The organism is Bradyrhizobium sp. NAS80.1 (genome assembly GCF_001908205.1).
GTDB lineage: Bacteria > Pseudomonadota > Alphaproteobacteria > Rhizobiales > Xanthobacteraceae > Bradyrhizobium.
Genome location: NZ_LGHL01000241.1, coordinates 1 through 22882 on the forward strand (window position 1 = coordinate 1; position 22882 = coordinate 22882).

21 protein-coding genes are annotated in these 22882 nt (G+C 64.5%); 11 read left to right on the top strand and 10 right to left on the bottom strand.

All coding sequences use genetic code 11. From position 1 onward, the window contains the following. Nucleotides 1-998, top strand: a 998-nt coding sequence (gmd, locus tag AC629_RS39465; RefSeq protein ID WP_084810084.1) for a GDP-mannose 4,6-dehydratase, incomplete at its 5' end; no start/stop codon positions are given. Then, nucleotides 979-1929, top strand: a complete 951-nt coding sequence (fcl, locus tag AC629_RS39470) for a GDP-L-fucose synthase (RefSeq protein WP_084810085.1) — start codon at nt 979-981, stop codon at nt 1927-1929. The genes gmd and fcl, both read left to right, overlap by 20 nt. A gap of 61 nt (nt 1930-1990) precedes the next feature. Here the strand turns inward: fcl and AC629_RS39475 are convergent, their stop codons facing one another. Next, nucleotides 1991-3214 (bottom strand): phenylacetate--CoA ligase family protein, encoded by a 1224-nt coding sequence (locus tag AC629_RS39475; RefSeq protein WP_084810086.1) that lies wholly within the window; start codon nt 3212-3214, stop codon nt 1991-1993. Between the two features lie 86 nt (nt 3215-3300). Between AC629_RS39475 and AC629_RS39480 the strand changes: the two genes are divergently transcribed. Further along, nucleotides 3301-4440: an AGE family epimerase/isomerase gene (locus AC629_RS39480; protein WP_084810087.1), complete on the top strand. Its 1140-nt coding sequence runs from the start codon at nt 3301-3303 to the stop codon at nt 4438-4440. Nucleotides 4441-4506: 66 nt separating this feature from the next. Here the strand turns inward: AC629_RS39480 and AC629_RS39485 are convergent, their stop codons facing one another. The 6 genes from AC629_RS39485 to AC629_RS39510 form a co-directional block, all read right to left on the bottom strand. Further along, nucleotides 4507-5346 carry an ABC transporter ATP-binding protein gene (locus AC629_RS39485; RefSeq protein ID WP_084810088.1) on the bottom strand — a complete coding sequence of 280 codons (840 nt, stop codon included), beginning with the start codon at nt 5344-5346 and terminating at the stop codon, nt 4507-4509. Between the two features lie 145 nt (nt 5347-5491). Continuing rightward, entirely contained in the window at nt 5492-6775 is a 1284-nt protein-coding gene (locus AC629_RS39490) for an ABC transporter substrate-binding protein (protein ID WP_084810089.1), read from the bottom strand. Nucleotides 6776-6817: 42 nt separating this feature from the next. Next, nucleotides 6818-7891 carry a branched-chain amino acid ABC transporter permease gene (locus AC629_RS39495; protein WP_084810090.1) on the bottom strand — a complete coding sequence of 358 codons (1074 nt, stop codon included), beginning with the start codon at nt 7889-7891 and terminating at the stop codon, nt 6818-6820. A gap of 3 nt (nt 7892-7894) precedes the next feature. Beyond that, nucleotides 7895-8788: a branched-chain amino acid ABC transporter permease gene (locus AC629_RS39500; protein WP_074117671.1), complete on the bottom strand. Its 894-nt coding sequence runs from the start codon at nt 8786-8788 to the stop codon at nt 7895-7897. Nucleotides 8789-9011: 223 nt separating this feature from the next. After that, nucleotides 9012-10943, bottom strand: coding sequence for a long-chain fatty acid--CoA ligase (locus tag AC629_RS39505; protein ID WP_084810091.1), 1932 nt, complete (start codon nt 10941-10943; stop codon nt 9012-9014). Beyond that, on the bottom strand, nt 10940-11761 hold the full coding sequence (locus AC629_RS39510) for an ABC transporter ATP-binding protein (RefSeq protein WP_084810116.1): 822 nt from the start codon (nt 11759-11761) through the stop codon (nt 10940-10942). The genes AC629_RS39505 and AC629_RS39510 overlap by 4 nt, the downstream gene beginning before the upstream one ends. A gap of 337 nt (nt 11762-12098) precedes the next feature. Between AC629_RS39510 and AC629_RS39515 the strand changes: the two genes are divergently transcribed. Beyond that, complete coding sequence (locus AC629_RS39515) at nt 12099-12773, top strand: Crp/Fnr family transcriptional regulator (protein ID WP_084810092.1); 675 nt, start codon at nt 12099-12101, stop codon at nt 12771-12773. 21 nt (nt 12774-12794) lie between these two features. Here AC629_RS39515 and AC629_RS39520 read toward each other — a convergent pair whose 3' ends face one another. Both AC629_RS39520 and AC629_RS39525 read right to left on the bottom strand, forming a co-directional pair. After that, nucleotides 12795-14057, bottom strand: a complete 1263-nt coding sequence (locus AC629_RS39520; RefSeq protein ID WP_084810093.1) for an MFS transporter — start codon at nt 14055-14057, stop codon at nt 12795-12797. A 124-nt stretch (nt 14058-14181) separates the two neighbouring features. Next, the gene (locus AC629_RS39525) at nt 14182-15024 is read right to left on the bottom strand and encodes a uroporphyrinogen-III synthase (protein ID WP_084810094.1); all 843 of its coding nucleotides are present in this window, start codon (nt 15022-15024) and stop codon (nt 14182-14184) included. A gap of 141 nt (nt 15025-15165) precedes the next feature. Between AC629_RS39525 and purU the strand changes: the two genes are divergently transcribed. Continuing rightward, the gene (gene purU, locus AC629_RS39530; RefSeq protein ID WP_084810095.1) at nt 15166-16041 is read left to right on the top strand and encodes a formyltetrahydrofolate deformylase; all 876 of its coding nucleotides are present in this window, start codon (nt 15166-15168) and stop codon (nt 16039-16041) included. Between the two features lie 45 nt (nt 16042-16086). Here purU and AC629_RS39535 read toward each other — a convergent pair whose 3' ends face one another. After that, on the bottom strand, nt 16087-16371 hold the full coding sequence (locus AC629_RS39535; RefSeq protein ID WP_084810117.1) for a hypothetical protein: 285 nt from the start codon (nt 16369-16371) through the stop codon (nt 16087-16089). A 514-nt stretch (nt 16372-16885) separates the two neighbouring features. Between AC629_RS39535 and AC629_RS39540 the strand changes: the two genes are divergently transcribed. From AC629_RS39540 to AC629_RS39565, 6 genes are all read left to right on the top strand, one after another. Next, the gene (locus AC629_RS39540) at nt 16886-18064 is read left to right on the top strand and encodes an ABC transporter substrate-binding protein (RefSeq protein ID WP_084810096.1); all 1179 of its coding nucleotides are present in this window, start codon (nt 16886-16888) and stop codon (nt 18062-18064) included. Between the two features lie 133 nt (nt 18065-18197). Further along, on the top strand, nt 18198-19067 hold the full coding sequence (locus AC629_RS39545; RefSeq protein WP_084810118.1) for a branched-chain amino acid ABC transporter permease: 870 nt from the start codon (nt 18198-18200) through the stop codon (nt 19065-19067). Nucleotides 19068-19075: 8 nt separating this feature from the next. Next, nucleotides 19076-20104 carry a branched-chain amino acid ABC transporter permease gene (locus AC629_RS39550; protein ID WP_084810097.1) on the top strand — a complete coding sequence of 343 codons (1029 nt, stop codon included), beginning with the start codon at nt 19076-19078 and terminating at the stop codon, nt 20102-20104. Beyond that, nucleotides 20101-20856 (top strand): ABC transporter ATP-binding protein, encoded by a 756-nt coding sequence (locus AC629_RS39555; RefSeq protein WP_084810098.1) that lies wholly within the window; start codon nt 20101-20103, stop codon nt 20854-20856. Before AC629_RS39550 ends, AC629_RS39555 begins: the two co-directional genes overlap by 4 nt. After that, nucleotides 20849-21565, top strand: a complete 717-nt coding sequence (locus tag AC629_RS39560) for an ABC transporter ATP-binding protein (protein ID WP_074121265.1) — start codon at nt 20849-20851, stop codon at nt 21563-21565. Before AC629_RS39555 ends, AC629_RS39560 begins: the two co-directional genes overlap by 8 nt. A gap of 20 nt (nt 21566-21585) precedes the next feature. Continuing rightward, the gene (locus AC629_RS39565; RefSeq protein WP_084810099.1) at nt 21586-22704 is read left to right on the top strand and encodes a cobalamin-independent methionine synthase II family protein; all 1119 of its coding nucleotides are present in this window, start codon (nt 21586-21588) and stop codon (nt 22702-22704) included. Nucleotides 22705-22882: the final 178 nt, after the last annotated feature.

The window sequence follows — 22882 nt, forward strand, 5'->3', positions numbered from 1 at the left end:
CGCTCGGCTACATCGTGCACGGCATCAAGCGGCGCTCGTCCTCGTTCAACACTGCGCGGGTCGACCATCTCTACCAGGATCCGCATGTGGGCAACGTGCCGTTCCTAATGCATTACGGCGACATGACGGATTCGACCAATCTGATCCGCCTGGTACAGCAGATCCGGCCGACCGAAATCTACAATCTGGCCGCCCAGAGCCACGTTGCCGTCAGCTTCGAGAGCCCGGAATACACCGCGAATGCCGACGCGATAGGCGTGCTACGCCTCCTGGAAGCGATCCGCATCCTCGGCATGGAGAAGGAGACGCGGTTCTACCAAGCCTCGACGTCCGAGCTCTACGGCCTCGTGCAGGAGGTTCCGCAGAAGGAGACCACGCCGTTCTATCCGCGCTCGCCTTATGGCGTGGCAAAGCTCTACGGCTACTGGATCACGGTGAACTACCGCGAAGCCTATGGCATGTTCGCCAGCAACGGCATCCTGTTCAACCACGAGAGCCCGGTCCGCGGCGAGACCTTCGTGACCCGCAAGATCACCCGCGGAGTCGCCCGCATCGAAGTCGGTTTGGACAGCATACTCTATCTCGGTAATCTCGAAGCCAAGCGCGACTGGGGCCATGCAAAGGACTACGTCGAGGGCATGCATATGATCCTGCAGGCCGACAAGCCCGACGATTTCGTGCTTGCCACCGGCGAGACGCGCTCGGTGCGCGAGATGGTCGAACTGTCGTTTGCGCATGTCGGCCGGCGCATCGAGTGGCGCGGCGAGGGCGTCGACGAGACCGGGATCGACGCAAAGAGCGGCAAGACGGTCGTGAAGATCGATCCGGCCTACTTCCGGCCGACCGAGGTCGATCTCCTGATTGGCGACGCCAGTAAGGCGCGTCGGGTCCTCGGCTGGAAGCCGAAGCGGAAGTTTGCTGAGCTCGTCGAGGAGATGATGTCGAGCGATCTGGCCGAGGCCAAGCGGGAAATCGCTCATGGCAAGCACTCGGTTTGAGCTGAAGGGCAAGAGCGTCTACGTCGCCGGCCATCGCGGCATGGTCGGCAGCGCGCTGGTGCGCCGGCTGGCGCGGGAAGACGTCAAGCTCGTCACCGTGGACCGGCGCGAGGTCGATCTCTGCAACCAGGCCGCCGTGTTCGACTGGTTTGCGAAGGTGCGGCCGCAGGTCGTGTTCCTCGCCGCGGCAAAAGTCGGCGGCATTGTCGCCAACAACACGCTGCGCGCCGAGTTCATCTACGACAACATCGCGATCGCGGCCAACGTGATCCAGGCCGCGCATCAGAACGGTGCCGAGAAACTGATGTTCCTGGGCTCCTCGTGCATCTATCCGAAGCTGGCGCCGCAGCCGCTGCGCGAGGATTCCGTGCTGACCGGTCCGCTGGAGCCGACCAACGAGCCCTATGCGATTGCCAAGATCGCCGGGATCAAGATGGCGGAGGCCTATCGCAGCCAGTACGGCAGCGACTTCATCAGCGTGATGCCGACCAACCTCTATGGTCCCGGCGACAACTATCATCCCGAACTGAGCCACGTGGTCGCCGCGTTGATCCGTCGCTTTCACGAGGCGAAGGTCGCGGGCGCGGAGAGCGTCTCGGTCTGGGGTACCGGCACGCCGCGGCGAGAGTTTCTCTATGTCGACGACATGGCGGATGCCTGCGTGCACCTCATGAAGACCTATTCGAGTGCAGAGCTGATCAACATCGGGACCGGCGAGGACATCACTATCGCCGAGTTCGCGCGTGTCGTGGCTGACGTCGTTGGCTACAGCGGCGAGATCCGTTTCGACACTTCACGCCCCGATGGCACGCCGCGCAAGCTGCTCGACGTCGGCCGTCTCGAAAAGCTCGGCTGGCGCGCGACCACCTCGCTGGAGGATGGCCTGAAGCACGCTTATGAGGCGTACCGCCGGTCGGTCGAACCGTCCTGAGCGGAATTCGCGCGGCGGATTCGGGCCGTCCGATCACATTCCTTCGGGACTGGAAGCGCGCCTACCTTTCATCCGCGATCACCTTGCCGTCGTTCGGCAGCGCGCCCGGGCTGACCAGCTCGACATTGCCGCCGAGTTTCGTCACCGCGCGCAAGCTGGCGGCGATCTCCTCCCGTAGCGCATCGCTCGCGGCCGCGGTTTCCGCTCTCAGCGTCATCGCGTCGGCCTCGCCCTGGCGCGTGACAACGAGGCGCAATCGTCCGAGCGCGGAGTGGCGCTTGCCGATCTCCGCGATCTGCTCGGGGCGGACGAACATGCCCTTGACCTTGGTGGTCTGGTCGGCGCGGCCCATCCAGCCCTTGATCCGCATGTTGGTGCGCCCGCAGGGGCTCGTGCTCGGCAGTGCCGCGGTGAGGTCGCCGAGCGCGAGCCGGATCCAGGGATGGTGCGGGTCGAGGGAGGTGACGACGATCTCGCCGACGTCGCCCGGTGCCACGGGATCACCGGTGCCGGGCCTGACGATCTCCATGATCAGGTCCTCGTTCACGACCATGCCGTCGCGCGCCTCAGTTTCGAAGGCGATGAGACCGAGATCGGCGGTGCCGAAGGCCTGGTAGGCGTCGATGCCGCGCGCCTTGATCTCGGCCTGGAGCGAGGGCGGGAAGGCGGCGCCCGAGACCAGCGCGCGCTTGATCGAGGAGACGTCGCGGCCCGCGCCTGCTGCGGCATCGAGCAGGATCTTCAAAAAGTCCGGCGTGCCGCTATAGCCGACCGGCCGGTAGGCCTCGATCAGCTCGAACTGCTGCTCGGTATTGCCGGGCCCTGCCGGGATCACCGCGCAGCCGAGCGCGCGTGCCGAGGCATCGAAGATGAAGCCGCCGGGGGTGAGGTGGTAGCTGAATGTGTTGAGTACGATGTCATCGGGGCGGAATCCGGCCGCGAACAGCGCCCGCGCGCCGCGCCAGGGATCGGCCTGCCGTCCCTCCGGCTCGAAGATCGGCCCCGGGGAGGTGAACAGGCGGGCGAACGAGCCGGGGGCCGCCGCCACAAAGCCGCCGAAGGGCGCTGAGGCCTTGTGGAGAGCCGATAGTTCCGACTTGCGCAGCACTGGCAGGCCCGCCAGCGCCGCCCTGGAGCTCACTGAGGCGGGATCCAGGCCCTTGAGCCGCTCGGCATAGGCAGGCGCGGCCATTGCGCCGCGCAGCACGTCCGGCAGGCGGGAGAACAGATCGGCCTCTCGCGCGGCCGGCTCGCGCGTCTCGCGGGCGTCGTAATGGGCGGTCATGGCTGGTCTTTCCGGGTTGGCATCCGTTGCACGCCGCCGCCGGCATGGGTATCAGACGGCCATTGGCGAGGCTTGAAGAGGACGCGATGGCAGACGAGGGAATGATTGCGGCGGACGTCGTCGCGCGCCTGAAGCGCCGCATGATCGAGCAGGCGCTGCCGTTGTGGTCCACCGTCGGCTGGGACCACGCTGCGGGCGGCTTCATCGACCGGCTGCACCGCGACGGCACGGCTGATACGGCCGCGCCGCGGCGCGTGTTCGTGCAGGCGCGCCAGATCTGGTGCTACGCCAAGGCGGCACAGATGGGCTGGTATCCCGAGGGGCGCGCCATCGCGCTGAAGGGGCTGGAGCATCTGCTGGCATGCGCGAAGGCGCCCGACGGCCGGCCCGGCTATGTGCACAGGTTGACGCCGGAGGGCGCGGTGCTGGACGGGCGGCGCGATGCCTACGACCACGCCTTCATCCTGTTTGCGCTGGCGACCGTCTATGCGCTCGACCAGGACGCGCAAATTCGCGCCGAGATCGACGCGCTGCTCGCCTTTCTCGACGGCCATCTCCGCTCGCCGCATGGCGGCGTCCACGAAAGTTTGCCGGTTTCGCTGCCGCGGCGACAGAACCCGCAGATGCATCTGTTCGAGGCGATGATCGCGTGTTTCGACGCGACCCACGATCTGTCGTTCCAGAACCGTGCTGGCGAGTTCTTCGCGCTGTTCCTGGCCAATCTCTACGACAAGCAGAAGCGCATCCTGACGGAGTATTTCGAGGAGGACTGGTCGAAGATCGAGCCGGTCAGCGTCGAACCCGGGCATCAGGCGGAGTGGGTCTGGCTGCTGAAGGGATTTGAACGCATCACGGGCTGCCCGACCGGACAGCGCCGTGCCGAGCTGCTTGCGACCGCGCTGCGCTACCGCGATGAGGCCACCGGTTGTCTCGTCGACGAGGGCGATGCCGCCGGCAGCGTCCGCCGCAGCTCGCGACGGCTGTGGCCGCAGACCGAGATGGCGAAGGCGTGGATCGCGCAGGCCGAATCCGGCGAGGCGGGCGCGGCTGATGAGGCGCGCGCGGCGCTGGTGCGGCTCGAACGGCATTATCTCAGCCATCCCGTGAAGGGCGGCTGGTACGACCAGTTCGATCGCGACGGCAAATCGCTGGTCGACACCATTCCTGCGTCGTCGTTCTATCATGTTCTCTGCGCAGTCACGGAAGCGGAGCAGGTGCTCGAGTGAGACTCTCTTGTTTTGACGCGTTTTCTTCACGCGGACCGGTCTCCACTTCGCTTGAAAACGCTGTGTCTAAAGCCAGCGCTTGCGCCGCTTGAAGCTCTTGAGGTTCTTGAAGCTCTTGCGCTGGTCGCCGGCGCCGCCGAGATAGAATTCCTTGACGTCCTCGTTGTCGCGCAATTCGTCCGCGGTGCCGTCGAGCACGACCTTGCCCTGCTCCATGATGTAGCCGTGGCTCGCCACCGACAGTGCGGCGCGCGCGTTCTGCTCGACCAGGAGGATGGTGACGCCGAGGTCGCGGTTGATCTTCTGGATGATCGCGAACACCTCTTTCACCAGCAGCGGCGACAGGCCCATCGACGGCTCGTCCATCAGGATCATCTTTGGGCGGGCCATCAGGGCGCGGCCGATCGCGAGCATCTGCTGCTCGCCGCCGGAGAGGTAGCCGGCAAGGCCGGTGCGCTCCTTCAGGCGCGGGAAATAGTTGAAGACCATGTCGAGATCGGCATCGACCTCGCGGTCCCTGCGGGTGAAGGCGCCGAGCTTGAGGTTCTCCAGCGAGGTCATGTCGGCGACGATGCGCCGGCCTTCCATCACCTGGAAGATGCCGCGGCGGACGATCTTGTCGGGATCGATGCCGGCGATAGGGGAGCCCTCGAACAGGATCTCTCCGCGCGTGACCTCGCCGTCCTCGGTCTTGAGCAGCCCCGAGATCGCCTTCAGCGTCGTCGACTTGCCGGCGCCATTGGCGCCAAGCAGCGCCACGATCGCGCCCTTGGGCACGTCGAGGCTGAGGCCGCGCAGCACCAGGATGACGTCGTCATAGACGACCTCGATGTTGCGCACGCTGAGCAGGGGAGCAGGTGCCACCACGGTCGGCTTGGCGCGGGATGTTTCGAGGGTGTCGGTCATGCGTCATCGTTCTCCGCTGTCGTCGCCCGGCCTGACCGGGCGACCCAGTATTCCAGAGACGCCTGAGATTCACGGAGAAGCCGCGGCGTACTGAATCCCCCACTTTCGCGGGGGATGACGGTTGTTCGTAAGGTGAGCGTTAGGCTCACCAGCCCAGCAATTCCGCCTTGCGGGGCAGCTCGATGGTCTTGAGCTTCTCGAGCTTGATCGTGCCCTTGGTCATGAGGTCGTTGAGTTCGCCGTCGGTCGCACCCGAGACGTTGGTGCGATAGAGGTCGACCTTCAGCGTGCCGCGGTGGTCCTTGTCGGTCCAGGTTGAGGGATTGCAGACGCCTTCCATACCGGCCGGCACCCAGTCCTTCTTTTGGTAAAAGCCCTTCCGGACGTTCTCGCCGGTCGCGCCGCCGTTCTTGACCGCCCAGTCGAGCGCCTCCTTCATGTACAGCGCCGAGCACACGGCCGCGATGTAATGCACGGGACGATAGACCTTGCCGGTGGGGTCGGACATCTTCGAGATCTCCATCACCGTCTTCATGCCGGGCGCATCGCCGCCCCAGCTCACCGCGGTGCGCAGCGGGAAGATCACGCCGTTGGCGGCATCGCCCGCGGTCTTGGCCGCGTTCTCGTCCATGCCCCAGACGTTGCCGAGGAACTGCACGTCGGCACCGGCGGTCTTGCAGGCCTTCATCACCGAGATGTTGGAGGCCGCGGTGTTGCCGAGATAGGCGTAGTTGGCGCCAGAAGATTTCAGGCTCAGGCATTGCGCGCTGTAGTCACCCGGCGCGAGCGCGAACACCAGCGGCGGCAGAACCTCGAAGCCGAGTTCCTGCGCCATGGCCTCGCCCGCCGCCTTCGGCGCGTTCGGATAGGGATGGTTGGCGCCCATGTGCACGAATTTCGGCTTGCCGGGCTTGCCCTTGGCCTTCCAGTCTTCGGCTGCCCACATCAGCATGGCGCGCAGCGAGTCCGAATAGCTCGGACCATAGAAGAAATTGTAGGGCGCGGGCTTGGCCTTGCCGCTGACGCCTTCGGGATCGGTGAGAGCCGCGGCGTAGGAGCCGGAGAGGTCGGGGATCTTGTCCTGGGCGAGGAAGCCGGTCAGCGCTTCGGTGTCCGCGGTGCCCCAGCCTATGATCGCCGCGACCCTGGAGTCCGGCGCCGACCACTTCTTGTAGAGCGCGATCGCGCGCGGCACCTGGTAGCCGTAGTCGTTGGTGTCGACATTGACCTGCTTGCCGCCGACGCCGCCGTTCTTGTTGATCCAGGCGAAGGTATCGGCGACGGCCTGGCCGTAGGGCGTACCGACGTCGGAGGTGCCGCCGGAATAATCGGCGAGGTGCCCGATCGTGATCTGCGCCTGCGCGCTCGCCGAGAATGCGGCGAGCGCGATCGCGAGCGATGCGGTGCTCAAAAGGGACTTCATCTTCATGGGTCTGTTCCTCCTGTTATTGTTTAAGTGAAGTTGCCGCGCTCAATGCGAGAAGGGGTAGAGTTTCCAGTAGGCCTTGATCTGCCGCCAGCGATGCGCAAGCCCGTCGGGTTCGAACATCAGGAAGGCGATGATGATCACCCCGATCGCGATCTCGCGCAGGAAGGTGATGTTGGTGTTGAGCGACAGCGCCTTGTCGATCACGCCGCCCTTTAAGTAAAGGCTGATGAATTCCATCGATTCCGGCAGCAGTACCACGAAGGCGGTGCCCATCAGCGTGCCCATGATCGAGCCGGTGCCGCCGATGATGATCATGGCCAGGAACAGGATCGAGCGTTCGATGCCGAAGCCTTCCTGGGAGACCACGAGCTGGTAGTGCGCATAGAGCGCGCCGGCGATGCCGGCGAAGAAGGCGGCAAGGCCAAACGACAGCGTGCGGTATTTGGTGAGGTTGATGCCCATGATCTCGGCCGAGAGATAATGATCGCGGATCGCCACCAGCGCGCGGCCGTCGCGCGTGCGCATCAGATTGGTGACGAGGATATAGCTCGCGAGCACATAGGCCAGCACCACATAGAAATACTGCTTATCGCCGCGCAGCGTGTAGCCGAAGATCGAGAACGGCTCGGCACTCGCCGGCACCGAGCCACCGGAGAACCATTCGGCGCGGGAGAAGAAGTCGAGCAGGATGTATTGCGCGGCCAGCGTCGCGATGACGAGATAGAGCCCTTTCAGCCGCGCCGCCGGAATGCCGAAGATCAGCCCCACCAGCGCGGTGACGACACCCGCGAGCGGGATCGCGAAGAACACCGGGATCGGCGCGTTGTTGGAGATATAGGCCGAGGTGAAGGCGCCGAGCAGGAAGAAGGCGGCGTGGCCGATCGAGATCTGGCCGGTGAAGCCGACCAGGATGTTCAAGCCGAGCGCCGCGATCGAGAAGATGCCGATCTGGATCAGGATGCTGAGCCAATAACCGCCGAGGAATTGCGGCACGAGGCAGAGCAGCAGCACGCCGGCGATCGCGAAGTTGCGGCTGGTCGTGGTCGGGAAGATGGTGGTGTCGGCCGCATAGGAGGTGCGGAAATCACCAGCGGGGATGAGGGCAGGGCCGGCCATGGGTCAGATCCGCTCGATGTCGTGGGTGCCGAACAGGCCGTAAGGCTTGATCATCAGCACGATGATGAGGACGTAGAACGGTGCGATCTCGTAGAGATTGCCCCAGTGCAGGTACTGGCTGTCGACATATTGCGCGATGTTCTCGAGCAGGCCGATGATGATGCCGCCGAGCACGGCGCCGCCGACGGAATCGAGGCCGCCGAGGATCGCGGCGGGGAACACCTTGATGCCGTAGGCGGCCAGGCCCGAGGACACGCCGTTGACGACCGCGACCACGACGCCCGCGACCGCCGACACCGTCGCCGAGATCGCCCAGGCCATCGCGAACACGCTTTTCACGGAGATGCCAAGCGACTGCGCCACCTGCTGGTTGAACGCGGTGGCCCGCATCGCAAGGCCGTACTTTGAGGCGCGGAAGAACCAGGCCATGCCGATCATCATTGCGACCGACACCACGAGGCTCATGACATAGACGGTCTGGATCTGAAGGCCGAACAGGCTGACCGACTGGCTCTCGAACACGCGTGGGAACGGCTGCGGGTTGACGCCGAACATCCACTTCAGCGTGGCCTGCAACACGGTGGAGAGGCCGATCGTCACCATGATCACCGAGATGATGGGCTCACCGATCATCGGCCGCAGGATCAGGACCTGGATCGCGATGCCGAACACGAACATGAACACCAGCGTCATCGGCATGCCGATCCAGAACGGCACCTGGTATTTCGCCAGCAGCGCCCAGCACACCCAAGCGCCGACCAGCAGCAGCTCGCCTTGCGCGAAGTTGACGACCTGGGTCGCCTTGTAGATCAGCACGAACGACATCGCGACGACGCCGTAGAGCGTGCCGACCACAAGACCGTTGACCAGGAGCTGGATGAGGAAGGCGGTGTTCATGTCGAGGTCCGCGCAAAATGCAGAAGCGATGACGCTGCACCCTCTCCCCTTGTGGGAGAGGGTGGCTTCGCGAAGCGAAGCCGGGTGAGGGGTTGTCTCCGCAGTGACGGTGCGGGGAGAGAACCCCTCACCCGAGTGAGGGTGGGGCAGGCGGCGGAGATGCCCTCTCCCACAAGGGGAGAGGGCACAGCAAGGCGCATCGCGCTCGTGGCTGACAGGAAGCTCACTCCGCCGCCTCCGCCATGTGCCCATGTCCACCGAGGTCGACCACCCGCAGTGTCGTCCGTACGCGCTGCGTGGTGCCGTCCTGGAAGCGGATCACGGTGTCGACGGGGATGTCGGCGTCGCCGCGGTAGATCGCGTCGATGATGCCTTCGTATTTCTCGTTGATGACGCCACGGCGCACCTTTCGGGTGCGGGTGAGCTCGCCGTCGTCGGCATCCAGCTCCTTGTAGAGCAGCAGGAAGCGCGAGATGCGCTGCGCCGGAGGCAGCGTCGCGTTGACGGTCTCGACCTCCTTCTGGAGCAGCGTGTAGACCTCGGGCCGCGAGGCAAGGTCGCTATAAGTCGTGAAGGAGAGGCGGTTCTTCTCCGCCCATTTCGAGATGATGGAGTAGCGGATGCAGATCATCGCCGCGAGCGCGTCGCGGCCGGCGCCGAGCACCACGGCTTCGGCGATATATGGCGAGAACTTCAGCTTGTTCTCGATGAACTGCGGCGAGAAGCGCTCGCCGCGCGAGGTCTCGGCGAGATCCTTGATGCGGTCGATGACGACGAGCTGGCGGTTCGCGTTGAAATAGCCGGCGTCACCCGACAGCATCCAGCCGTCCTTGATGTCGGCGACGCTGGCCTCAGGGTTCTTGTAGTAGCCGAGGAACATGTTGGGATGCCGCACCACGATCTCGCCGACGCCGTGGACGTCGGCATTATCGATACGGATCTCGACGCTGTCGGCCATCGGCACGCCTGTCGTGTCAGGGTCGACCTTGCCCTCGGGATGAAGCGTGTAGGCCCCTAACAGTTCTGTCTGGCCGTAGAGGGTCCGCAGCGGCACGCCCATGGCCTGGAAGAACTTGAAGGTGTCGGGGCCGAGCGCGGCGCCGCCGGTCGCGGCCGAGCGCAGGCGGGTGAAGCCGAGGCGGTCGCGCAGCGCGCGGAACAGGATCGCGTCGGCGAAGCCGGAGCGCTTGCCCTGTTCGAGCGCGGCAAGGCCGCTTTTCATGCCAATATCGAACAGCCGCTGCTTGAAGGGCGTCGCGTCCATCACCTTGGCGCGGACGTCGGCCGCGATCGATTCCCAGACACGAGGTGCAAAGAGCACGAACGTTGGCGCGATCTCGCGCAGATCGTTCATCATGGTGTCGGGCTCTTCGACGAAATTGATCTTCATCCGGCACAACAGGCCTTTGCCGAGCACATAGACCTGTTCCATGATCCAGGGCAGCGGCAGCACCGAGACGTATTCGTCGTCGGGACCCTTGGGGTCGAAAGCAAGATAGGTCGCGCAGTGGCCGAGCACGCGGCCGGCGGCGAGCATGGCGAGTTTTGGATGAGATGTGGTGCCTGAGGTCGTGCAGAGGATGGCGACATCCTCGCCCTTGGTTGCGTCCACGAGGCGATCGTAAAGCTCCGGCTCTCGTGCGGCCCGTGCGCGGCCGAGCTCGGCGAATTTCTCCGCCGACATCAGCCTGGGATCGTCATATTTCCGCATCCCGCGCGGGTCGGAATAGATGATGTGCTTCAGCCTCGGCACGCGCTCGGCGAGCACAAGCAGCTTGTCGACCTGCTCCTCGTCCTCCGCGAAGACGAGCTGCGCTTCGCCATAGTTGAGAAGGTAGGAGGCTTCTTCGTCGAGCACGTCACGATAGAGCCCGAGGCTCAAGCCCCCGATCGCATGCGTCGCCACTTCCGCCGCGACCCAGTCCGGCCGGTTGTCGCCGATGATGCCGATGACGTCGCCGCGCCCCAGGCCCAGCTCCAGGAGGCCGAGCGCGAAATCGCGCACCCGCGTCTGGTAGTCGTTCCAGGTGAACGGGCGCCAGAGGCCGAGATCCTTCTCGCGCAATGCGATCTCGTTGCCGTGCTCTTTCGCGTTGAGCCGCAGCATCTTCGGATAGGTGTCGGCCTGGGCGACGCGGCCTGCGTAATCCATCATGCCGCGCTCTCCTGCGCCGGCGGAGCATCGTCGGGATCGACCAGCACCTCGTCCTCCTCGCCGAGATAGGCGCGCTTGACGTGGGGATCGGCGAGGACCGTGGCCGGATCGCCCTCGGCGATCTTGCGGCCGAAATCCAGCACCATGACGCGGTGGGAGATGTCCATCACCACGCCCATGTCGTGCTCGATCATCACCACCGTCATCCCGAACTCCTCGTTGAGATCGACGATGTAGCGGGCCATGTCCTCCTTCTCCTCGAAATTCATGCCGGCCATCGGCTCGTCGAGGAGGATGAGGCGCGGCTCCAGTGCCATGGCGCGGGCGAGCTCCACGCGCTTGCGCAGGCCGTAGGAGAGGGTGCCGGCGGTCGCCTTGCGCACCGACTGGAGGTCGAGGAAGTCGATGATCTCTTCCACCTTGCGGCGGTGCTCGAGCTCTTCCTTGCGCGCGCCGGTGAGCCAGTACAGCGATCCCGTGAGGAAATTATTCTTCAGGAGGTGATGGCGGCCGACCATGATGTTGTCGAGCACGCTCACGTGGTGGAACAACGCCAGGTTCTGGAAGGTGCGGCCGATGCCGAGCGAGGCGCGCGCGTTTGGTGTCAGGCCGGTGATGTCGCGGCCCTGATAGAAGAGCTGGCCTTCCGTCGGCTTGTAGCGGCCGGAAATACAATTCACGATCGAGGTCTTGCCGGCCCCGTTGGGGCCGATGATCGAGAAAAGCTCGCCCTCCCTGATGGCGAAGCCGACATCGGCCAACGCACGGACGCCGCCGAATCGCAAGGACACGCCGCGCACTTCGAGACTGGTAGCCACCAAACAAATCCCTCCCCGGTGACGGCGCGTTCAGCGGCGCTCTTCGTCCGTTCCTGTCGGGCGATCCTAGTACGGCCGTGCCGGTGAGGCCATGCAGCTAATGGTCTCGACCGGAGCCGCGCCACTCTCGTCCCGTTTGGGATCAAAAGCCGCATCGCCCGAGGTGGCTCTCAATAGGGGAAAGCGCTATTTTGAAATGTCTCCCGCCTGACAATTCTGCGACAAAGTTTTTCGGGCGGCAGCGGCCTTCGCCTTTCGTCGGATGGCGGTCGAAATGGTGATGCTGCAATGCAGCATAGGAGTGGAGTGACGAAACGGTGCGGCTGGCTTCGGGATCATGATTTCAGAGGATCATCTGAAGCGCGTTGCTGCCTGGTCGCGCGAGCTCACGGAAGCGGAGATCGAGGTCGCTCGCGCCGGAATCACGGAGCGGTCCTACGGCACGGGCGAGACCGTGTTCATGCGCGGTGACACGTTCGACTATTGGGCCGGCATGGTCTTTGGCCTTGCCCGGATGGGTGGGGTCTCGCGCGACGGCAAGGAGACGAGCCTTGCCGGGCTGACGGCGGGCGCCTGGTTCGGCGAGGGCAGCGTGCTCAAGAACGAGCCGCGCCGCTATGACGTGGTCGCGCTCCGCAACAGCCGCGTGGCGCTGATGGAGCGCAGCGCCTTCATGTGGCTGTTCGAGAACAGCGTCGGCTTCAACCGATTCCTGGTGCGCCAGCTCAACGAGCGGCTCGCCCAGTTCATCGGCATGCTCGAGGTCAACCGCACGCTCGATGCCACCTCGCGCCTTGCCCGCAGCATCGCCTCCCTGTTCAACCCGATCCTCTATCCGGAATCGACCGCACATCTGGAGATCACCCAGGAAGAGATCGGCGCGCTCTCCGGCATGTCCCGCCAGAACGCCAACCGCGCGCTGAACCGGCTGGAGAAGGAAGGTCTGCTCCGGCTCGAATATGGCGGCGTCACCATCCTCGATGTCGAGCGGCTGCGCGGGTATGGGGATTAGCGCGCCCGGACGCCTGTCCCGTCATCCTGCATTGGCCGGGGCGTGCGCCGGCCACAGATCGTCGCGCCAGCGCACGGCGATCGCCAGCATCGCGATGATGCCCGAGACCGCATAGACCGAGCCCATCGCGGAATAGCCGATCAGGTCGATCAGGCTGCCGGCCGCGAGCAATCCCAGTGGCAGGCCGTAGATCACCATCATGCGGACGCCCATGACGCGGCCGCGCAGATGCGCGCTTGCCGTGCGCATCAGGATTACAGCCGCTGCGATCATAGACATGCTCTGGGCGATGCCGGCGAGCACGAGGCAGGCCATCGCGACCGGCATGGTCCGGATTTCCACGAACACCAGCAGCATCGCGTACCAGGCCAGTGTCGCGCCGATCAGAAGTCGGGCGATCCGCACGCCGCTGATGAGGCTCAGCGTAATGGAGCCGGTCAGCGAGCCCACGGCAAAGCTCGCCGAGAGATAGCCGAGGCCGGTCTGGTCGGTGTGGAAGATGTCGCGCGCGACAAAGGGCAGCAATCCGTTGGTGATTGGAAAGGCCGTGAGGTTGGCCAGGAAAGCGACGCAGAGCGCCGCGCGCATCCCCGGGCCGTTCCAGGCGTAGACGATGCCTTCCTTCAGGTCGCCCAGCAATCGCGAGACCGCGTGGCTGTTCGCGGGCAGGTCCGTCGTGGTGACCGACTTTTCCGGCCGGGTCAGGCAAAACATCAAGATCGCGGCGACGAGATAGAAGCCGGTGATCGCGGCATAGACGAGGCCGATGCCGAGCAGGGCGAACAAGCCCGCGCCGGTCAACGCGCCAGCAATGCGTGCGCTATCCTGGGTCGTGCGCGCCAGGCTGATGGCGCCCACCAGCTGCCCGGCCGGCATGATGTCGGCAAGCAGCGCGCCGCGCACGCCGAGATCGGACGGGCGGATGAGGCCCATGATCGCGACGATGATCATGACGTTGAGCGGCGCAAGATGGTGGGTCAGCGCCAGCACCATGATGGTCGACGACAGCACCGTATAGGCAAGGCGCATCACGACGAGGAGGTCGCGATGACCCATGCGGTCGCCGACCATCCCAAGGACCGGCGCGATCAGCGTTCCGACATATTGCAGCGACGCCATGACGGTGAGCAGCAGCACCGAGCCGGTCTCGACCATGATGTACCAGCCGAGCACCAGCGTCTCGACCTCGAACGCCCAGGAGGTCAGCAGATCGGACGGCCACTGGAAGCGATAATTGCGGATGCGAAATGGTGCGAGCGCCGAAGGCCGCGTGGCTGCGCTCAAAACGCGATGACGCGTGTCACGGCGATTCCCTTGCCCTTGTTGTTTCTTCTTGCCGTTCGGCAACGTAGCGCTGGCGATGCTCGTGTCAATCGGAGCCGCCGCAGACCGCCCCCGCGCTCGGCTCTTAGCTCGCCGCGGCTCTCGGCTTCCGCTGCGCTAGCGCTGCCGCCATCGCCGAGATCAGCGGACGCATGAAATAGGCGTCATCCGCCGGCGAGACGTCTGTGCGCAGGCCGTGCGCGGCCAGCTCACCCGAGACTGCCGGCCCCACCGAGGCGATCAGCGTTCGTTCGAAGCCGGCGCGCAGCTTCGCCTCGCTGCCATGCGCCTTCGCGACCTCGATCAGGCGGCGGACCTGGCCGAGATTGGTCAGCGCGATGGAATCGATGCGTCCCTCGGCCATGTCGTTGATGGCGGTGACGATGTTCGCATCCGCCGCCTTGGAATCGTAGACATAAGGAAGCACGGTATCGATATCGGCGCCTTGCGCCGAGAGCGCACCGGTCAGCGCGCTGTGGTCCTTGTCCGGATAGAGCTGGAGGCCGAGGCGCCGTCCCTTCAGGTCGAGCTTGCCCAGCATCTCGATCACGCCCTCGGTGGTCGGCTTCTCCGTGGTCTGTTGCGCCTCGAGGCCGACCTCGCGCAGCGCTTTGCCGGGCTTCGGCCCGCGGGTGAATTTTCGCGATTTCGCGAGCGCTGTCACAAGCGCGCCGTCGAGCCCGCGGGCGACGGCGAGCTTCATGATCCGCCGCAGGCCTTCGCCGGTCATCAGCACGAGGTCATCGAAGGGCCTGTCGATGGCGCGGCGGATCCAGGCTTCGACGGGGGCGGGGTCGGGCGCGTCGTGGATGGTGAACATCGGACACTGCACGACATCGGCGCCTTGCTCGGCGAGCAGCTTTGAAAATTGCGCTTCCTCGCGCGTTTCCAGGATCAGGATGCGGTAGCCGTTCAAGCGATCGGCCATGGGCGTGCTCCGGTGAAAAATCGCAATCGTCCGTTCATCCTGACTCTGTGCCCGGGATTGGCGCAAGGGTAGGTCGGTGATAGAGCTGGGCCCAAATCGCGGGCCGTTCCGCATCATTTGCCCAAACCTTCATCAAGAGCCATGCCTGATCATCAACCCGATCATCAATATGTCCTGACCCTGTCCTGTCCGGATCGCCCCGGCATCGTCTCGGCAGTGTCGACCTTCCTGGCCCATAACGGACAGAACATTCTCGACGCCCAGCAGTTCGATGACGTCGAGACCAAGAATTTCTTCATGCGGGTGGTGTTCACCGCGGCCGATCTCGCCGTGGAACTGGCGGCGCTGCAGACCGGCTTTGCCGCGATTGCCGAGCGTTTCGGCATGGAGTGGCAGATGCGCGACCGCGCCGCGCACCGCAAGGTGATGCTGCTGGTGTCGAAGTCCGACCACTGCCTGGTCGACATCCTCTACCGCTGGCGCACCGGCGAATTGCCGATGACGCTTGCCGCGATCGTCTCCAACCATCCGCGCGAGGTCTATGACGGGCTCGACTTCGGCGGCATCCCGTTCCACCATCTGCCTGTTACCAAGGAGACCAAGCGCGAACAGGAAGCGCAGATCCTGGATCTCGTCGCCAAGACCGGGACCGATCTGGTCGTGCTCGCCCGCTACATGCAGATCCTGTCCGACGATCTCTCGGCAAAACTGTCGGGGCGCTGCATCAACATCCACCACTCATTCCTGCCGGGCTTCAAGGGCGCAAAGCCCTATCATCAGGCCCATGAGCGCGGAGTAAAGCTGATCGGCGCCACCGCCCATTACGTCACGCGCGACCTCGACGAGGGCCCGATCATCGATCAGGACGTCGAGCGCATCAGCCATCGCGACACGCCGGAGGATCTCGTCCGCAAGGGCCGCGATATCGAGCGCCGCGTGCTCGCCCGCGCGATCCGCTACCACCTCGACGACCGCGTCATCCTCAACGGCCGCAAGACCGTGGTGTTTGTAGATTAGCGAATGGTAAGTTGCGAATGGGCTCTCCATTCGCCATACGCCTGCTTAACGCGCCGCGCCGCCCGAGGTTGAGCCGGTCGCGCCCTTCTGCGCCTGCTCTTCCTTCTCGCGATCGGCCGCCGGCATCAGCCGCTTGCGTTCGCGTTCCTTCATGTAGGCGTCGTATTGCGGTGTGCCCGGGCGCGGCGGAGCGTCGGCCGGCAGGCCGCCGGCCCATTGCGGGACGTAGTCCCCCATGCCGGCCGAAAGCTTTTCATTGACGGTGCCGCAGCCGGACAGCCCCGCGGCGAGCGCGACGAGGGTGAGGACGGAGCGGAGGGGCTTAGGCATTGTGTAGGCGCGCGCGAGTTCTGTCATTGGACGCCAGATCAGGCTGGCGCCGGGAGACTAGCCTTCAACAAGGTAAAATAGACTTATTCGAGGTAGGTAATTTGTTACCGAGTGGCGGCTGGCTGAGGCGCTCTCGATGTACAAATTCTGCAAAAGAAAGACGAAATCCTCCATCCACGCGGTCGAGCGCGTTTCTAGACTGCTCGCGACAAATTGGCTTGGTCAGCGGAGGGGCTTTTTCGTTGACAGGTCCATTCTATTTGTACAATCGTACAAATGGAAGCGGCCAAGATCGGGGCTCGGGTTACCCGACGTAACCGCGACACGCTCCCCGCCGTCGGCAATCGGAACGCTCGGCTTGCGCCGAATGGTCACCAAACGTCCGATTGACAATGAGGGCGCGAAGGACGCCATGTGGCGCGCGATATCGCTCGTGCGTGAGCTAAACTGAAGCAAGGATCGGGCACTCGGTCCGGTGCACAAAGAGGTCAGGAATGAAGGGGAGGGACATTTGATGTTCGAACGTAAACAGTTTTCTCGGGCGGCCGTCGTCGCCGCCATCGCGGGCCTCGCGGCCATAGCGCCTGCAAAGGCCGAGGATACCGTCAAGGTCGGCCTGATTCTGCCGATGACCGGCGGTCAGGCCTCGACCGGCAAGCAGATCGAGAACGCGATCAAGCTCTACATGCAGCAGAAGGGCGACACCGTCGCCGGCAAGAAGGTCGAGATCATCCTCAAGGATGACGCGGCGATTCCGGACAAGACCAAGACCGCCGCGCAGGAGCTGATCGTCAACGACAAGGTGAATTTCATCGCCGGCTTCGGCGTGACGCCGGCAGCTCTCGCCGCCGCGCCGCTGGCAACGCAGGCCAAGATTCCGGAAGTCGTGATGGCGGCCGGCACCTCCATCATCACCGAGCGTTCGCCCTACATCGTGCGCACCAGCTTCACGCTGGCGCAGTCCTCGACCATCATCGGCGACTGGGCGGTGAAGAACGGCATCAAGAAGGTCGCCACGCTGACCTCCGACTACGCGCCGGGCAATGACGCGCTGAACTTCTTCAAGGAGCACTTCACCGCCGGCGGCGGCGAGGTGGTCGAAGAGGTCAAGGTGCCGCTCGCCAATCCGGACTTCGCGCCCTTCCTGCAGCGCATGAAGGATGCCAAGCCCGATGCGATCTTCGTGTTCGTGCCGGCAGGCCAGGGCGGCAACTTCATGAAGCAGTATGCCGAGCGCGGCCTCGACAAGGCCGGTATCAAGGTGATCGGACCGGGCGACGTCACCGACGACGATCTCCTGAACAACATGGGCGACGCCGTCCTGGGTACCGTGACCGCGCACCTCTATTCCGCGGCGCATCCCTCGCAGATGAACAAGGATTTCATCGCCGCCTACAAGAAGGCCTACAACACCCGTCCCGGCTTCATGGCAGTGGGCGGCTATGACGGCATCCACCTGATCTACGAGGCGCTGAAGAAGACCAACGGCGACACCGACGGCACCAAGCTGATCGAGGCCATGAAGGGCCAGAAGTGGGAGAGCCCGCGCGGCCCGATCTCGATCGATCCGGAGACCCGCGACATCGTGCAGAACATCTACATCCGCAAGGTCGAGAAGGTCGACGGCGAGCTCTACAACGTCGAGTTCGCGACCTTCGACGCCGTCAAGGACCTCGGCAAGACCAAGAAGTGACGCGCGAAAGCGCGTCATCCCCGAGCGCGCTTAGCGCGCATCGGGATCTCGAAGTTGTTGAAACAAGATTCCGGGTTCAGCGCTGCGCGCTGCCCCGGAATGACGAGTGTTCACCAAGGTTCACCTGCTTTCGATGACCGCAATCCTCACCAACCTGTTTGATGGCGTTGCCTACGGCATGCTGCTGTTCGTGCTCGCCTGCGGGCTCGCGGTCACGCTCGGCCTGATGAACTTCGTCAACCTCGCTCACGGCGCCTTCGCCATGGCCGGCGGCTATGTCTGCATGGTGCTGGTCAACCGCATGGGCTGGCCGTTCTTCGCCGCGCTGCCGCTCGCCTTCGTCTCGGCCGCCGCGATCGGCATCGCGCTCGAGCGAACGCTGTACCGGCACCTCTACACGCGTAGCCATCTCGATCAGGTGCTGTTCACCATCGGTCTCACGTTCATGTCGGTCGCCGCGGTCGACTACATCCAGGGCTCGTCGCGGGTCTTCATCAACCTGCCGGCCGCGCTCCAGGGCCAGTTCGACGTGTTCGGCGTTGGCATCGGCCGCTACCGGCTGATGATCATCGTGATCTGCGGCCTGCTCACCATTGGTCTGCAGATGGTGTTGGCCAAGACCCGCTTCGGCAGCCGGTTGCGCGCGGCCGTTGACGATCCGCGCGCTGCGAGTGGCCTTGGCATCAACGTGCCGCAGGTGTTCGCCTTCACATTTGCGTTCGGATGCGGGCTCGCCGGCCTCGGCGGCGCGCTGAGCGCGGAGATCCTCGGCCTCGATCCCTATTTCCCGCTGAAGTTCATGATCTACTTCCTGATCGTGGTCACCGTCGGCGGTTCCTCCTCGATCACTGGCCCGTTCCTGGCCTCGCTCCTGCTCGGCATCGGCGACGTCGCCGGCAAATATTACGTGCCGAAGATGGGCCCCTTCGTGATCTACACCATGATGATCGTGATCCTGATCTGGCGTCCGAACGGCCTGTTCGGCCGCACGGCCGCGCGTTGAGTTCGCCGATGAACGCTTCTTCCGACGTCGGTTATCACGCCCAGCGCCAGTCGCGCTGGCACTATGGCGAAGTCGCCTTCTGGCTCATCGTGCTGGCTTGCGGCTTCGCATTTCCCACGCGCTATCTGATCATGACGGACATCCTGCGCCTGGCGCTGTTTGCGATGTCGCTCGATCTCATCCTCGGCTATGCCGGCATAGTCTCGCTCGGCCACGCCGCCTTCTTCGGCGTCGGCGCCTATGCCGCTGGGCTTCTTGCGCTACATGGCATCATCAATGAGCCCGTGCTGGCGCTTGTCGTTGCAGGCCTCGCCGCGATGGTGCTGGGCTTTGCCACCAGCTTCCTGGTGATCCGTGGCGTCGACCTGACACGGCTGATGGTCACGCTCGGCATCGCGCTGCTGCTGGAAGCGCTCGCCGAGCGATTCTCCAATATCACCGGCGGCACCGACGGCCTGCAGGGCATCGAGATGCAGCCGATCTTCGGCCAGATTCCGTTCGACATGTTCGGCAAGGCTGGTTTCTTCTACTCACTCGCCGTGCTGTTCTTGCTGTTCCTGCTCGCCCGCCGTGTCGTGCACTCACCGTTCGGCCTGTCGCTGCGGGCGATCAAGAACAATCCGCTGCGTGCGGCGGCCATCGGCATCCCCGTCAACCGCCGCCTGATCGCGATCTATACGCTTGCGGCGTTCTATGCCGGCATCGCAGGCGCGCTGTTCACGCAGACCACCGCGATTGCCTCGCTGGACGTGTTCGCCTTCGAGCGCTCGGCCGACCTGATGCTGGTGCTCGTCATCGGCGGCACCGGCTATCTCTATGGCGGGCTGATTGGTGCCGTGATCTTCCGCATGCTCCAGGAGCTGTTCTCCACCATCACCCCGCAATATTGGCAGTTCTGGATCGGCCTCGTGCTGGTCGTGATCGTGCTGGTCGGCCGTCAGCGCCTGCACCGATGGGTGCTGTATGTGCCCAACCTGGTCATCAAGCAGGTGGCCGGGCGGAGGGCCATCGTCGCCGTGCCGGAGAGCGACGCATGACCATCGCGCTCGAAACCCAGAATCTCGAAAAAACCTTCGGCGGGCTGCGCGTCACCCGCGATCTGTCCCTGAAGATCGAGCAGGGGGCCCGCCATGCCTTGATCGGCCCGAACGGTGCCGGCAAGACCACGGTGATCAACCAGCTCACCGGCGTGCTCAAGCCGAACTCGGGCCGCATCCTGCTCGAAGGCCAGGACATCACCGACCTGCCCGTGCACAAGCGCGTGTTGCGCGGCCTGTCGCGCACGTTCCAGATCAACCAACTCTATCCCGACCTGACCCCGCTCGAGACCATCGGCCTTGCCGTCTCCGAACGTCTCGGCCATGGCGGCGACTGGTGGCGGCGGATGGGCACGCGCAACGACGTCAATGACGAGATCGCCGATCTCCTCAACCGCTTCCATCTGCTCGACGTCATGAACGAGCAGACCGTGACGCTGCCTTATGGCAAGCAGCGGCTGCTCGAGATCGCGGTCGCGATCGCCGGCAAGCCGCGCGTGCTGCTGCTCGACGAGCCGGCCGCCGGCGTGCCCGAGAGCGAGCGCCACGACATTCTGGCGGTCGTCGGCGCGCTGCCGCGCGAGGTCACTGTGCTGCTGATCGAGCACGACATGGACCTTGTCTTCTCCTTCGCTGACCGCATCTCGGTGCTGGTGTCGGGCGCGCTGCTTACCGAAGGCCCGCCCGGCCAGGTGGCGCGCGACCCGCAGGTCAAGGCGGTCTATCTTGGTGAGGAGGCGGTCAATGTCTGACCTGCTCGCGATCGATTCCCTTCGCGCCGGTTATGGCGAGGCGGTGGTGTTGCCCAACATGTCCCTGCGCCTCGCCGAGGGGCAGGTGCTGGCGCTGCTCGGGCGCAACGGCACCGGCAAGACGACGCTGATCAACTCCATCGTCGGCGTCACCCGCCGCTTCTCCGGCACCGTCGCGCTCGCCGGCACGGACGTCACGAGTTTGCGGCCCGACCAGCGGGCCCGCGCCGGCATCGGCTGGGTGCCGCAGGAGCGCAACATCTTCCGCTCGCTGACGGTGGAAGAGAACATGACCGCGGTGGCACAGCCCGGCCCCTGGACCGTCGAGAAGGTCTACGAGATGTTCCCGCGCCTGAAGGAGCGGCGGAGCAATTTCGGCAACCAGCTCTCCGGCGGCGAGCAGCAGATGCTGGCGATCGGCCGTGCGCTGACCCTCAACCCGAAGGTCTTGCTGCTGGACGAGCCGACCGAGGGCCTTGCCCCCATCATCGTCGAGGAGCTTCTGAAGGCGATCGGCGCCATTACCCGGGCCGGCGGCATCTGCTCGATCATCGTCGAACAGAATGCCCAAAAGATTTTGGGGCTTGCCGACCGCGTTGTGATATTGGAGCGCGGAACGATCGTCCACGACGCCCCGAGCGCCGCGCTGAAGGCCGACCCCTCGGTCCTGGAGCGCCACCTCGGCGTCGCCGGAGCGGCCGCCCACTAGAAAATCCCGGGAGTAAAAAAATGCAGCGAACCAAAGCCCCCTTCCGCGCCGACGAGGTCGGCAGCCTCCTGCGCCCCGCCAAGATCAAGGAGGCCCGCGCAAGGCTCGAGAAGGGCGAGATCTCGGCCGACGATCTGCGCAAGATCGAGGACATGGAGATCGAGAAGGTCGTGCACAAGCAGGCCTCGGTCGGCCTGAAGCTCGCAACGGACGGCGAGTTCCGCCGCTCCTGGTGGCATTTCGACTTCCTGGCCAAGCTCACCGGCTGCGAGCTGTTCCACCCCGACACCGGCATCCAGTTCACGGGCGTGCAGACCCGTCACGACGCGGTGCGCGTGATCGGCAAGCTCGACTTCCCCGACGATCATCCGATGCTGGATCACTTCCGTTTCCTGAAGAAGTGCGCGGACCAGGCCCACGTCACCGCCAAGATGACGATCCCGTCACCCGCGGTGCTGCACTTCCGCGGCGGCCGCAAGTCGATCTCCAAGGAGGTCTATCCCGATCTCGAGGCCTTCTACGAAGACCTCGGCAAGACCTACCGCAAGGCCGTCAAGGCGTTCTACGACGCCGGCTGCCGCTATCTCCAGTTCGACGACACCGTGTGGGCCTATCTCTGCTCGCAGGACGAATTGCAGAAGGCGCGCGAGCGCGGCGACAACCCGGACGGCCTCCAGCAGATCTACGCGCGCATCATCAACTACGCGCTGGCTGAGAAGCCCGCCGACATGGTGGTGACAACCCATGTCTGCCGCGGCAATTTCCGTTCGACCTGGATCTCCTCGGGCGGCTACGAGCCGGTCGCTGAGACCATGCTCGCCGGCACCAACTACGACGGCTACTTCCTCGAATACGACAGCGACCGTGCCGGTGGCTTCGAGCCGTTACGCTTCCTGCCCAAGGGCAACAAGGTCGTCGTGGTCGGCGTCATCACCTCGAAGTTCGGCGAGCTCGAGAAGAAGGACGACATCAAGCGCCGTCTGGAAGAGGCCTCGAAATTCGCGCCTCTGGAGCAGCTCGCGCTGTCTCCGCAGTGCGGTTTTGCCTCGACCGAGGAAGGCAACATCCTCTCCGAGGAGGAGCAGTGGGCCAAGCTGAGCCTTGCGGTGGACATCGCGAAGGAAGTGTGGGGCAACTAAGCCCCACGCAATCGGTGATGTGAGTGACGGCGCGGCCTCACCACACTCTCGCTGTCATTCCCCGCGAAAGCGGGGAATCCAGTACGCCGCGGCTTTTCCGTACTTCTCGCTGTCTCTGGAATACTGGATCGCCCGGTCAAGGCCGGGCGATGACGCCGTGTGCGAGGATCAATCGTAG

Excerpts from the sequence above, each read along its gene's own strand:
- fcl (WP_084810085.1), top strand. The coding sequence starts at position 979 with ATGGCAAGCACTCGGTTTGAGCTGAAGGGCAAGAGCGTCTACGTCGCC.
- AC629_RS39475 (WP_084810086.1), bottom strand. The coding sequence starts at position 3,214 with ATGACCGCCCATTACGACGCCCGCGAGACGCGCGAGCCGGCCGCGCGA.
- AC629_RS39480 (WP_084810087.1), top strand. The coding sequence starts at position 3,301 with ATGGCAGACGAGGGAATGATTGCGGCGGACGTCGTCGCGCGCCTGAAG.
- AC629_RS39485 (WP_084810088.1), bottom strand. The coding sequence starts at position 5,346 with ATGACCGACACCCTCGAAACATCCCGCGCCAAGCCGACCGTGGTGGCA.
- AC629_RS39490 (WP_084810089.1), bottom strand. The coding sequence starts at position 6,775 with ATGAAGATGAAGTCCCTTTTGAGCACCGCATCGCTCGCGATCGCGCTC.
- AC629_RS39495 (WP_084810090.1), bottom strand. The coding sequence starts at position 7,891 with ATGGCCGGCCCTGCCCTCATCCCCGCTGGTGATTTCCGCACCTCCTAT.
- AC629_RS39500 (WP_074117671.1), bottom strand. The coding sequence starts at position 8,788 with ATGAACACCGCCTTCCTCATCCAGCTCCTGGTCAACGGTCTTGTGGTC.
- AC629_RS39505 (WP_084810091.1), bottom strand. The coding sequence starts at position 10,943 with ATGATGGATTACGCAGGCCGCGTCGCCCAGGCCGACACCTATCCGAAG.
- AC629_RS39515 (WP_084810092.1), top strand. The coding sequence starts at position 12,099 with ATGATTTCAGAGGATCATCTGAAGCGCGTTGCTGCCTGGTCGCGCGAG.
- AC629_RS39525 (WP_084810094.1), bottom strand. The coding sequence starts at position 15,024 with ATGGCCGATCGCTTGAACGGCTACCGCATCCTGATCCTGGAAACGCGC.
- purU (WP_084810095.1), top strand. The coding sequence starts at position 15,166 with ATGCCTGATCATCAACCCGATCATCAATATGTCCTGACCCTGTCCTGT.
- AC629_RS39535 (WP_084810117.1), bottom strand. The coding sequence starts at position 16,371 with ATGCCTAAGCCCCTCCGCTCCGTCCTCACCCTCGTCGCGCTCGCCGCG.
- AC629_RS39540 (WP_084810096.1), top strand. The coding sequence starts at position 16,886 with ATGTTCGAACGTAAACAGTTTTCTCGGGCGGCCGTCGTCGCCGCCATC.
- AC629_RS39545 (WP_084810118.1), top strand. The coding sequence starts at position 18,198 with ATGACCGCAATCCTCACCAACCTGTTTGATGGCGTTGCCTACGGCATG.
- AC629_RS39550 (WP_084810097.1), top strand. The coding sequence starts at position 19,076 with ATGAACGCTTCTTCCGACGTCGGTTATCACGCCCAGCGCCAGTCGCGC.
- AC629_RS39555 (WP_084810098.1), top strand. The coding sequence starts at position 20,101 with ATGACCATCGCGCTCGAAACCCAGAATCTCGAAAAAACCTTCGGCGGG.
- AC629_RS39560 (WP_074121265.1), top strand. The coding sequence starts at position 20,849 with ATGTCTGACCTGCTCGCGATCGATTCCCTTCGCGCCGGTTATGGCGAG.
- AC629_RS39565 (WP_084810099.1), top strand. The coding sequence starts at position 21,586 with ATGCAGCGAACCAAAGCCCCCTTCCGCGCCGACGAGGTCGGCAGCCTC.